Source organism: Streptomyces sp. NPDC033845 (assembly GCF_055576225.1).
The window spans coordinates 1-10,953 of sequence record NZ_JBVIRI010000002.1 but is presented as its reverse complement, the minus strand read 5'-3'; the positions used below and the strand labels follow the sequence as shown (position 1 = coordinate 10,953).

The following is a 10,953-nucleotide window of genomic DNA, read 5'->3' as shown; positions in this document are numbered from 1 at the left end:
CTCGCCCGGGGTTCTCCCGGGTCGGACGACTTTCACCGTCGGTGAGGACGAGTGCCGGCACTGCGGTCCCGACGCCCAGCCCTGCTTTCCAGAGTGGCCTCGTCCGTGCGGTACGTCTGCCTGAGAGATTCCGGGGAGGATTTGCTCCTTCGGCGCCTCCGTCGTGCTCGCTCGGAGGACTCTCCCGCACAGGGTCAGCAGCCGTCACCCAGCCTACCAGCGAGGATCCGGGGCCTTCCGGCCTCCCTCGACTGGCCCTCCCCCCGGAAATGCACTTTCGTTGTGCTTACGGAGGAGTTGCGACCATTTGGAGGGACCGTGCAGACCGACATCGATCCGCGCAGCCTGATCGGCCGCAAGGCGTTCGACCGGAACGGCGTGAAGATCGGCACCGTAGACGAGGTGTATCTGGACGATGCCACCGGAATCCCCGAGTGGGCGGCGGTGCGCACGGGTCTGTTCGGGCGGGACGCCTTCGTCCCGCTGGAGCCGAGTGAGCTGGTCAACGACGCCTTGCGGGTGCCGTTCGAACGCTCGTTGATCAAGGACGCCCCGGACTTCGGGGTCGGCCGCCACCTCTCCCCGGAACAGGAGCTCCAGCTCTACCACCACTACGGACTGGACGTGGCCCTGCCCAGCGACTTCCGGCAGGACTTCGGCCGGCTGGCGGGCGAGGAGGACCCGGCCGGCTGAACCGGCCCTGATCCGCGCCCTGTGTCAGGTCAGGGCGGGTCGACGGGCTCGCGCAGCGGGAGCGGTTCGGCGGGCTCCAGCTCCGGGTCCTCGACCCGGAAGGTCCGCACCCGCCCGGGCGCCGACCAGGGCTGTTCGAACCGCACGGTGACCCGGCCCACCCCGCTGCCCTGGACCCACCCCGCCCCGTACAGCGCGTGCCGTACGTCACTTCCGGCCGCCCAGTGCCGCTCCTGCGGGGCTTCGGGCTCCGGCTCGGCGCCCGGCCCGGCAGGCTCCTGCGGTACGGGTTCCGGCTCCCCCGGGGCGGCGGGCACCCCGTCCGGCCCAGTGGCCCCGCTCTGCGCGAAGAGGTCCTCCTGGGTGTAGTCCGCGAGCCCCGACACCCCGACCCCCAGCAGCCGCACCCCGCCGGTGGTGTCCACCCCGGCCAGCAGCCGGTCGGCCGCCTCCCGGACCACGGCCGGGTCGTCCGTGGGCCCGCGCAGCGTCTCCGAGCGGGTCAGCGTGGAGAAGTCGTAGCGCCGGACCTTCAGCACGATGGTCCGGCCGGAGTGCCCCGAACCGCGCAGCCGCCCCACACAGCGGTCGGCCAGCCGCTGGACCTCGGTCCGGATCCGGACCCGGTCGTGCAGGTCCACGTCGAAGGTGTCCTCCACGGACACCGATTTGGCGTCCCGCTCGGCGACCACGGCCCGGTCGTCCAGCCCCAGGGCCATCCGGTGCAGGGCGACCCCGTGCGAGCGGCCCAGCATCCGTACCAGCTCGTCCTCGCCGGCCTCGGCGAGCTCCCCCACCGTGGTGATCCCGGCCCGCCGCAGGTGCTCCCCGGTGGCCGGACCCACCCCGGGCAGGGTGCGCACCGGCATGGGGGCGAGGAGTTCCCGCTCGGTGCCCGGCTCGATCAGCAGCAGCCCGTCCGGCTTGGCCTCCTCGGAGGCCACCTTGGCGAGCATCTTGGACCCGGCGAGCCCCACGGACCCGCTGAGACCGGTCACCGCCAGGATGTCCGCCCGCAGCCGCTCCCCCACCGCCCGGGCGGAGGCCGAGTCGAAGGCGGACCCGCCGGCCTCCAGGTCCACGAAGGCCTCGTCCAGGCTGAGCGGCTCCACCAGCGGGGACAGCGCCCGCAGCAGGGCCATCACCTGGTCGCTGACCGCCCGGTAGAGGCCGAAGCGAGGCACCACGTAGGCGCCGTTCGGACAGAGCCGGCGCGCCTGGGCCATCGGCATGGCCGAGTGCACCCCGAACCGGCGGGCCTCGTACGAGGCGGTGGCCACCACCCCGCGCGGCCCCAGACCGCCCACCACCACGGGCTTGCCCCGCAGGCTGGGCTTGGACGCCTGCTCCGCCGAGGCGTAGAAGGCGTCCATGTCCAGGTGCAGGATGGTCGGCGCGGCTCTCACAAGCCGATGCTCCCCCATCCCACTGACAACGGGCCCCGGCGACGGGCCCGGGCTATCCCGCGCGGTTGCGGCGGGCGGCCAGCTCGTCGGCCGGATTGTGGCCGACCAGGGTCTCCCCGGTGTCCACCCGCTCCCCGTGGAGCTGGGAGAGCGCGTTCTCCACGTCCCGCCACACCACGCCCACGGCGATCCCGAAGACGCCCTGGCCGCCCTGGAGGAGGTCCACGACCTGGTCGGGGGAGGTGCACTCGTAGACGGTGGCGCCGTCGCTCATCAGGGTCATCCGCTCCAGGTCGGCGAAACCCCGGTCGCGGAGGTGCTGGACGGTGGTGCGGATGTTCTGGAGGGCCACCCCGGTGTCCAGGAACCGCTTGACGATCTTCAGGACGACCACGTCCCGGAAGCTGTACAGCCGCTGGGTGCCCGAACCGTAGGCCGGACGGACGCTGGGTTCCACCAGTCCGGTCCGGGCCCAGTAGTCGAGCTGCCGGTAGGTGATGCCCGCCGCGGCGCACGCGGTGGGGCCGCGGTAGCCGATCTGCTCGGCCGCCTGGTCGCCCTCGCCCACCGGCCCGACCGGCGCGGATTCCGGCGACCGGCGCGCGGAGCCCGGCGCGCTGCCGTGCAGCGGGTACGGTCCGCCCTCAGTCCGTGCGGGGATGCCCCCGGTCGTACCGTCGCCCGTGACTCTCACGCCGACCCTCCGTCCTTGACCTGCCATCTCGACGGTAGGCAGTCACCAGGGGTGCGTCAACGATCGCCACACTCGGCACGCCGAGTGATAATCACCCTGAGAGTGGTTTCCCGTGCCCCATTGCGGGGAAAGGCTACTCGAATGGGGCGGAACAGCCACTGCGGATGCGCGGAGACGCGCTACTGATTGCTGGTGCCGAAGTCCTCGGGAGAGATCTGGTCGAGGAACTCGCGGAACTTCTCCACCTCGTCCTCCTGCTCGTCGGGGATCGCGATCCCCGCGTCGTCCAGCACCCCGTCACTGCCGTAGATCGGCGTACCGGTGCGCAGGGCGAGCGCTATGGCGTCGGACGGCCGCGCACTGACCTCCACCCCACTGGCGAAGACCAGCTCCGCGTAGAAAACGCCCTCCCGCAGATCCGTGATCCGGACTTCGGTGAGTTCCTCACCGATCGCCTCCAGCACGTCCTTGAACAGGTCGTGCGTCAGCGGCCGGGCAGGGGCCATCCCCTGCTGGGCAAAGGCAATGGCGGTCGCCTCCCCCGGACCGATCCAGATGGGGAGGTACCGATCGCCTCCCACTTCACGCAGGAGCACGATCGGTTGGTTGGAGGGCATCTCCACCCGGACACCCACGACGTCGAGCTCGTTCACACAGCAACCCTAGGACCTGCCGTGCGGGTTTGGGTAGTCGGGGCCACCCGAGCTCAGTTCAGCCGGACCCCGAGGGCGGTCTGCACAAGGGCCTCGTGGAGCCGCACGGAGAGCCCCGCGAGCTCCTTCATGGTCGCTTCGGCGTGCGCCCTGGTCTGCGGGTTGCGGTGCCGGCGCAGCGGCGCCACCACCTGCTCCACCAGGCCCGCCTCGCGGTCCGCGGCCGCCTTCATGGCCCGCAGGTGCCGGGGCTCCAGCCCGAAACGGCCGAGATCGGCGACCAGCCGGGCCACCGTGACCGTCTCGACGTCGAACCCGCCGCCCGCGGTCTCGGCCACCAGGCCGTAGGACTCCCACTCCGCCAACTGGTCCTCGTCCACCGCGGCGGCCTCGATCAGCTCCGCGCGCCCCACCCGGGAGGCCACCGGCGGTTCACCGGCCTCCTCCGCGGCGTCCGCGTGCGGGGAGGGCGAGGGGATGCGGATCGGCTCCCCCGGGGCACGTCCGTCGAGCTGCTCGCGGATCACCTTCAGCGGCAGGTAGTGATCGCGCTGGAGACGCAGGATCTGCGCCAGCCGGTCCACGTCCTCGGTACTGAACTTGCGGTACCCGGAAGGGGTGCGCCGGGGCTCGACCAGACCTTCCGCTTCCAGGAAACGGATCTTGGAGATGGTGACATCGGGGAACTCGTCGCGCAGCAGGGTGAGCACCGTGCCGATGCTCACCAGCCGCCCGGCCGAGCCGGCGGCGCCGTGTCCGGCACCGCCCGTCGGTGTACGCAGCATGGGAAACCTTCCCTGGGCTCCCCCCGGACGGAGTCCGGAAGGCTCAGATGCCCCGCAGGCTCGCGTAGAAGACCAGCCGGTACTTGCCGATCTGCACCTCGTCCCCGTTGGTCAGGGCGACGGTCTCGATCGGGTTCCGGTTGACATACGTGCCGTTGAGGCTGCCGACGTCGGCGACGGTGAACCCACCGTCGTGGCTCCTGCGGAACTCGACATGCCGCCGGGAGACCGTGACGTCGTCCAGGAAGATGTCGCTCTGCGGGTGCCGGCCCGCCGTGGTCAGCTCTCCGTCCAGCAGGAAGCGGCTCCCCGAGTTCGGACCCCGACGCACGATGAGCAGCGCGGAACCCGGCGGGAGCGCCTCCACCGCGGCCTGGGCCTCGGGGGACAGCGAGGACGACACGTGCGTCTGTCCCGACAGCTCGGCCTCGTAGGCCTCAAGGCCCGAGATCGAGATGGTGGACGTGGTCTCCGAGGCGCGCTCCGGCGTCAGACCCGCCCGCAGCGGCGCCCCGCAGTTCGAGCAGAAGCGGCTGGCCGCACCCGCGCGGTGGCCACACCTGCTGCAAACCTGCTCGGCCGACATGGACGGCTCCTCGCGCCGCGGCTGCCCCGCGGAGGCATTGGTGGCATACGGGTCGGGGTCAAACCCTCCACCCGCACTTGAGGTTGATGGTTCACCGAAACCTATGCGTCCGGTACCGGCAGGGTCAACAGCCGACGCGCCCCGTCCGCCCGAAATGTCACCCTGGCCGGCGACCTCGTCGCGGAAGAGCGGCCGGTCGCCCTGCCCTTCCACGTCACCGTGCCCGGCACGGTGCCTGGCCGCACCGCTCTCCTCGCGGTTCTTCTTGCCGAACAACTTCTCAAACAACTTCACGGGCGATTCCCCTTGACCGAAACAGACCCGCCCGTGGGGCAGGACGAACTCCGAATGCACACACCTGCCGACCCGGACATTCTCACAACGTCCGTAACCATCAGACAGTTTCCACCACGCACCGCGACTTCGGTGCGCCGACCCCCCGCAGGCTTCCGCCCACGTGGGAGGCTTCCTCCTCCGTCGCGCCTCACGGCGATGACGACCGAGCGTAGTCAGGCTGCTTCGCCGCCCGCAAGGCATCGACGACGATCTTGGTCGAGCGTACGACAGTGGCCGCGGCCTGCTCCTTCTCCAGCGTCTGGATGACACCGCCCGGAATGTTCAGTGCCGGTTCCAGGTCCTGCGGCTTCCCGATCACCTTGAACTCATAGGGCTGTGTGATCTTCTTACCGTCGACACTCACACCGTCGCTCTCGTCCGAGAAGTACGAGCTCGCCACCACGCGCACACCGTTGATCTGGATCGCCTCGGCCCCGGCCGCCCGCAGCTCCTGGATGGCGTCCAGCAGCATGTCGGACTGCACGAGCCCCTTCGGGTCGGAGACCTTCAGGGTGATCCCCGGCCCCTGGGCTGCCACCGTACCCGCCAGGATGCCCAGTTGGCGCTCCTTCTCCACGGTCTGCCGTCGCGCCTCCTCGGCCTGGTCGGAACTGTTCTCCAGCTCCGTGCGCTGGTCCTCCAGTTTCTGCTTCTCGTCCTGTAGACGCTTGGTACGCCCGTCCAGTTCGTCGAGGATCCGCACCAGATCCTCCTGCCGGGCCCCGCGCAGCGCGCTGGGATCGCTGTTGGACCGCACCTGGATGGCCAGCCCCAGCCCCAGCACGAAGAGCAGCAGCGCGACGATCAGTTGGGCCCGGCTCACCCGCGGCGGCCACAGCCCGGCCTTCAGCCGCTGCCGGCCCGTCTCACCGGTCTGCCCGCTCTGATCCGCCTGCCCGCTCTGATCCGTCTGCCCGCTCGGGCCCGTCTCCTCGGGGGGAGTCTCCTGGCTGCTCATCGGCCCGCCCTCACGCCCGGAACACGTGCCGGCGGATGGCCGCGGCATTGGAGAAGATGCGGATGCCGAGGACGACCACCACACCGGTGGACAGCTGCGCGCCGACGCCCAGCTTGTCGCCGAGGAACACGATCAGCGCCGCCACCACGACGTTGGACAGGAACGACACCACGAAGACCTTGTCCACGAAGATGCCGTCGAGCATCGCGCGCAGACCTCCGAACACCGCGTCGAGCGCCGCGACCACGGCGATCGGCAGATACGGTTCGACGACGGCCGGCACTTCGGGGCGGACCAGCAGTCCGACCACCACTCCGACCACCAGGCCCAGTACCGCGATCACGATGCACCCTTCTTTGGCTGTACTGCTGTGGCTGTACGTACGGTCAGGCTGGACGCGGGCGGGAGCCGCAGCCCGTCCTGGGCGGTCAGCGTGGAGCGGATGCCGTAGCTCTCCTCCAGCACCTTCAGATACTGGCCGTCGGCGCTGTCCCGGAACGCGGCGCCCAGCCGGTCCTTGTCCCCCACCGCGAGGATCTCGTACGGCGGCACCAGCGGCCTGTTGTCGACCAGTATCGCGTCACCGGCGGCCCGGATCGCCGACAGCTGGGTCAGCCGCTGCCCGTTGATCGACACCGCTTCCGCCCCGGACTGCCACAGCCCGTTGACGATCCGCTGCATGTCCCGGTCCCGGAGCCGTCCGGTGTCGGAGAACCCGCTGCTCTCCCGGGGCCCGCCGCCCCCGCCGTCGGAGGCGCCCTTGGCGTCGTCCACGACCAGTTTGATCCCCGGCCCGGTGACCTCGGTGGCCCCGGCCAGCAGGGCCACCAGCTCGCCCTGGTCCCCGCCGTGCTGCCGCAGGGCGGCGCGCTGACGGGCGGCGACGTCCTCGCGGAGCGTCTCGATGTCCTTCTCCAGGTCGTCGGCACGGCCGTCGGCGGACTCGACCCGGTCGATCAGGTCGTGCCGCTCCTTGGCCAGCACCGGCGCGCTGATCCGCGCCTCGGCGGCTCCCAGCGTGACGACCATGGCGGCGAGCACCAGCCCGGCGGCCAGTCCCAGCTTGGCCTTGAGCGAGCGCGGCAGTCCGGCGGTGCCGTCCGCGGCCCGCCGGGCGGAGGCCTCCGCGTAGCCCTCGTCCAGGCTGTGGTCCATCACATGCGTCAGCAGCGACATGGAGGCGTCCGGGCGGGCCGGCGGCGGGGCGGCCGGAGTCCGGTTGTTGGGCGGCTGCGACATGCCGCACATCGTCGCACGGCGGACGCACCACCACCGAATGCGGTCCCCGGGGGGGCCCGGGGCGGACTCAGCCGCCCCGGGCCCCCCGGATTCCCGGTCGTACCGCCTGGTGCGGCGGGTTCAGTTCCCCGCCCCGTCGACCACCGCGGCCCACTCCTCCAGGAGCGCCTGCGCGGAGGCGTCGTCGGGGCCCTCCGCCCACAGGTGGGTGACGGCCTCGGCCGGGTCGGGCAGGACCAGCGCCCACCGGCCGTCGGCCTCGACCACCCGGACCCCGTCGGTGGTGTCCACGTGCCGGTCTCCGGCCGCTTCCACCACACGCCGCATGACCAGGCCCTTCACCGCCCACGGGGTCGGCACGTCCCGCCTGAGCACATGGGCTCGCGGTATCCGCGCGTCGATCTGGCTCAGCGTGAGCTGGGTCCGGGCCACCAGCCCGATCAGGCGGACGAAGGCCGCCGAACCGTCGAAGACACTGCTGAACTCCGGGATGATGAACCCGCCCCGGCCGTCTCCGCCGAAGATCGTGTTCTCGGCCCGGCCGACCCGGGTCAGATCGTCCGGCGAGGTGGTCGTCCACTCCACCTGGGTGCCGTGGTACGCGGCCACCTGCTCGGCGATCCTGGTCGTGTTGACCGGGAGGGCCACCCGCCCGCTGCGCCGCTCGGCGGCCACCAGGTCGAGCATCACCAGCAGGGCCCGGTCGTCCTCGATGATCCGCCCGCGTTCGTCGACCAGGGAGATCCGCTCCCCCACGGGGTCGAAGCGGACCCCGAAGGCGGCGCGCGCCGAGGCCACGATCTCGCCGAGCCGCACCAGCCGGGTGCGGCGGGTCTCGGCCGTCTCGGTGGGCCTGGACTCGTCGAGTCCGGGGTTGATGGTGAGCGCGTCCACGCCGAGCCGTCCCAGCAGGCTGGGCAGGACGAGGCCGGCGCTGCCGTTGGAGGCGTCGACCACCACCTTGAGGTCGGAATCGGCGATCCCGGTGGTGTCCACCCGCCGCAGCAGCGATCCGGTGTACGAGTCGAAGACGCTGGACGGGAACTGGAGGTCGCCGATCTCGCCGGGGAACGCCCTCCGGTACTCCTGCCGCGCGTACACCCGGTCCAGTTTCCGCTGCTGGGCCTGGGAGAGGTCGGCTCCGCGTTCGTCGAGGAACATGATGTCCACGGATTCCGGCACACCGGGCGAGGTGCGGATCATGATGCCGCCGGCGCTGCCCCGGGCGGTCTGCTGCCGGGCGACGGGCAGCGGTACGTTCTCCAGGTCGCGCACGTCGATGGCGCTGGCCTGCAGGGCCGAGATCATCGCCCGTTTGAGGGCGCGGGCGCCGCGGGAGTGGTCGCGCGCGGTGGTGACGGTGGCGCCCTTCTTGAGGGTGGTGGCGTAGGCGCCGGCCAGCCGGACCGCGAGCTCGGGGGTGATCTCGACGTTGAGGATCCCGGAGACACCGCGGGCGCCGAAGAGATGGGCCTGGCCGCGGGACTCCCAGATGACGGAGGTGTTGACGAAGGCGCCGGCCTCGATGGTCTTGAACGGATAGACCCGGACGTTGCCCTGGACGATGGATTCCTCGCCGACGAGGCATTCGTCGCCGATGACGGCCCCGTCCTCGATCCGGGCGGCCCGCATGATGTCGGTGTTCTTGCCGATGACACAGCCGCGGAGGTTGCTGTGCGGGCCGATGTAGACGTTGTCGTGGACGACGGCGCGGTGCAGGAAGGCGCCGCTCTTGATGACCACGTTGGATCCGATGACGGTGTGTTCCCGGATCTCGACCCCGGCCTCGACCTTGGCGTAGTCGCCGATGTAGAGCGGTCCACGGAGGATCGCCTCGGGGCTGACCTCGGCTCCTTCCGCGACCCAGACTCCGGGGGAGATCTCGAAGCCGTCCATCTCGACCTGGACCTTGCCTTCGAGGACGTCGGCCTGGGCCTTCACATAGCTTTCGTGGGTGCCGACGTCTTCCCAGTAGCCCTCGGCGACATAGCCGTAGATGGGCCGGCCTTCCTTCATCAGCTGGGGGAAGACGTCCCCGGACCAGTCCACGGAGGTGTCGGCTTCGACGTAGTCGAAGATTTCCGGTTCCATCACGTAGATGCCGGTGTTGATGGTGTCGGAGAAGACCTGACCCCAGGTCGGCTTCTCCAGGAAGCGTTCGACCTTGCCTTCCTCGTCGACGATGGTGATGCCGAATTCGAGGGGGTTGGGCACCCGGGTGAGACAGACGGTGACGAGACCGCCCTTCTCCTTGTGGAAACGGATGAGCTCGGTGAGGTCGAAGTCGGTGAGCGCGTCGCCGGAGATGACGAGGAAGGTGTCGTCCTTCAGCGCTTCCTCGGCGTTCTTGACGCTGCCGGCGGTGCCGAGCGGCTTCTCCTCGTTGGCATAGGTGAGCTCCATGCCGAGTTCTTCGCCGTCACCGAAGTAGTTCCGCACCAGGGATGCCAGGAACTGCACGGTGACCACGGTCTCGCTGAGCCCGTGCCGCTTGAGCAGCCTAAGGACATGCTCCATGATCGGCCGGTTTGCCACCGGCAGGAGCGGCTTGGGCATGCTCGAAGTCATGGGGCGAAGGCGTGTGCCCTCGCCGCCGGCCATCACGACGGCCTTCATGTCGGAAGAGTCCTCCTTGGCTCAATCGGCGGTGTCCGCCCTCACGAGCCGACGGACCTGAACCACATAAAGGATCCCTGCCCACCAATAGAGGGTTGTACCCCATCCAGCGAACGCCCATCCGAAAACAGATGCAAGCCAGGGGAGCCATCCGGAGCCGTCACTGAGCAGCAGGAGAGGGAACGCGTACATGAGGTTGAACGTGGCCGCCTTGCCGAGGAAGTTCACCTGGGGCGGCGGATAGCCGTGTTTGCGCAGGATCAGCACCATGACGGCGAGCATGACTTCGCGTGCGAGCAGGGCGATCGTCACCCAGAGCGGCAGGATCTCACGCCAGGTGAGGCCGAAGAGGGTGGTGAGGATGTACAGCCGGTCCGCGGCCGGGTCGAGGAGTCGACCGAGATTGCTGATCTGGTTCCAGCGGCGCGCGAGCTTTCCGTCGAGGTAGTCACTGATGCCGCTCAGCATGAGCACGAGCAGGGCCCAACCGTCGTGCTCCGCCAGAATCAACCAGAGGAACAGCGGCACGCCGGCCAGCCGAGCCATGCTCAGGATGTTCGGAATCGTGAAAATCCGGTCCGTCTGAACCCGAGTCTCCTGGACCTCCACCCGGGGGCCTCCACTGCTGTTGAACGTGCGAACGATGCCTCCTGACCCTACAGGAGACCGGCGTGGCCCTGAACGCAGAAAAGCCCCGCACCATTTAAGGTGCGGGGCTTCCCCACAATGATTGTTCGGCGGCGTCCTACTCTCCCACAGGGTCCCCCCTGCAGTACCATCGGCGCTGAAAGGCTTAGCTTCCGGGTTCGGAATGTAACCGGGCGTTTCCCTAACGCTATGACCACCGAAACACTATGAAGTTAACCAAACCGGACGATGACACGGTTCGTTACTTCAGAACTAACACAGTGGACGCGAGCAACTGAGGACAAGCCCTCGGCCTATTAGTACCAGTCAGCTCCACCCGTTACCGGGCTTCCACATCTG

General features: G+C 69.7%; 11 protein-coding genes, 1 rRNA gene and 1 riboswitch. Of the genes, 1 reads left to right on the top strand and 11 read right to left on the bottom strand.

The window, feature by feature from the left end; all coding sequences use genetic code 11:
• Positions 1-98: 98 nt before the first annotated feature.
• Positions 99-197: riboswitch (glycine riboswitch) on the bottom strand.
• Between the two features lie 121 nt (positions 198-318).
• Positions 319-693 (top strand): PRC-barrel domain-containing protein, encoded by a 375-nt coding sequence (locus ACZ50K_RS04175; RefSeq protein ID WP_468897244.1) that lies wholly within the window; start codon positions 319-321, stop codon positions 691-693.
• 29 nt (positions 694-722) lie between these two features.
• On the opposite strand, the gene ACZ50K_RS04170 is transcribed toward ACZ50K_RS04175, so the two are convergent.
• The 11 genes from ACZ50K_RS04170 to rrf all read right to left on the bottom strand — a co-directional run bounded on the left by ACZ50K_RS04170 (position 723) and on the right by rrf (position 10,815).
• A complete protein-coding gene (locus tag ACZ50K_RS04170; protein WP_468897242.1) occupies positions 723-2,099 on the bottom strand; it encodes a DNA polymerase IV in 1,377 nt (458 codons plus the stop codon).
• Between the two features lie 52 nt (positions 2,100-2,151).
• Positions 2,152-2,793: a MerR family transcriptional regulator gene (locus ACZ50K_RS04165; protein ID WP_468897240.1), complete on the bottom strand. Its 642-nt coding sequence runs from the start codon at positions 2,791-2,793 to the stop codon at positions 2,152-2,154.
• Between the two features lie 179 nt (positions 2,794-2,972).
• Positions 2,973-3,446, bottom strand: coding sequence for a bifunctional nuclease family protein (locus ACZ50K_RS04160; RefSeq protein WP_150210931.1), 474 nt, complete (start codon positions 3,444-3,446; stop codon positions 2,973-2,975).
• Positions 3,447-3,499: 53 nt separating this feature from the next.
• A complete protein-coding gene (ftsR, locus tag ACZ50K_RS04155) occupies positions 3,500-4,231 on the bottom strand; it encodes a transcriptional regulator FtsR (protein WP_468897238.1) in 732 nt (243 codons plus the stop codon).
• A gap of 43 nt (positions 4,232-4,274) precedes the next feature.
• Positions 4,275-5,219 (bottom strand): FHA domain-containing protein, encoded by a 945-nt coding sequence (locus ACZ50K_RS04150; protein ID WP_468898434.1) that lies wholly within the window; start codon positions 5,217-5,219, stop codon positions 4,275-4,277.
• Between the two features lie 82 nt (positions 5,220-5,301).
• Entirely contained in the window at positions 5,302-6,111 is an 810-nt protein-coding gene (locus tag ACZ50K_RS04145; protein WP_468897236.1) for a DUF881 domain-containing protein, read from the bottom strand.
• Between the two features lie 10 nt (positions 6,112-6,121).
• On the bottom strand, positions 6,122-6,454 hold the full coding sequence (locus ACZ50K_RS04140) for a small basic family protein (protein ID WP_003970459.1): 333 nt from the start codon (positions 6,452-6,454) through the stop codon (positions 6,122-6,124).
• The gene (locus tag ACZ50K_RS04135; RefSeq protein ID WP_468897234.1) at positions 6,451-7,359 is read right to left on the bottom strand and encodes a DUF881 domain-containing protein; all 909 of its coding nucleotides are present in this window, start codon (positions 7,357-7,359) and stop codon (positions 6,451-6,453) included. The genes ACZ50K_RS04140 and ACZ50K_RS04135 overlap by 4 nt, the downstream gene beginning before the upstream one ends.
• 111 nt (positions 7,360-7,470) lie before the next feature.
• Complete coding sequence (locus ACZ50K_RS04130; protein WP_468897232.1) at positions 7,471-9,966, bottom strand: sugar phosphate nucleotidyltransferase; 2,496 nt, start codon at positions 9,964-9,966, stop codon at positions 7,471-7,473.
• Between the two features lie 21 nt (positions 9,967-9,987).
• Positions 9,988-10,575 carry a CDP-alcohol phosphatidyltransferase family protein gene (locus ACZ50K_RS04125; protein ID WP_468897230.1) on the bottom strand — a complete coding sequence of 196 codons (588 nt, stop codon included), beginning with the start codon at positions 10,573-10,575 and terminating at the stop codon, positions 9,988-9,990.
• A 123-nt stretch (positions 10,576-10,698) separates the two neighbouring features.
• Positions 10,699-10,815, bottom strand: a 5S ribosomal RNA gene (gene rrf, locus ACZ50K_RS04120).
• Between the last annotated feature and the right edge of the window lie 138 nt (positions 10,816-10,953).

Excerpts from the sequence above, each read along its gene's own strand:
- ACZ50K_RS04145 (WP_468897236.1), bottom strand. The coding sequence starts at position 6,111 with ATGAGCAGCCAGGAGACTCCCCCCGAGGAGACGGGCCCGAGCGGGCAG.
- ftsR (WP_468897238.1), bottom strand. The coding sequence starts at position 4,231 with ATGCTGCGTACACCGACGGGCGGTGCCGGACACGGCGCCGCCGGCTCG.
- ACZ50K_RS04130 (WP_468897232.1), bottom strand. The coding sequence starts at position 9,966 with ATGAAGGCCGTCGTGATGGCCGGCGGCGAGGGCACACGCCTTCGCCCC.
- ACZ50K_RS04135 (WP_468897234.1), bottom strand. The coding sequence starts at position 7,359 with ATGTGCGGCATGTCGCAGCCGCCCAACAACCGGACTCCGGCCGCCCCG.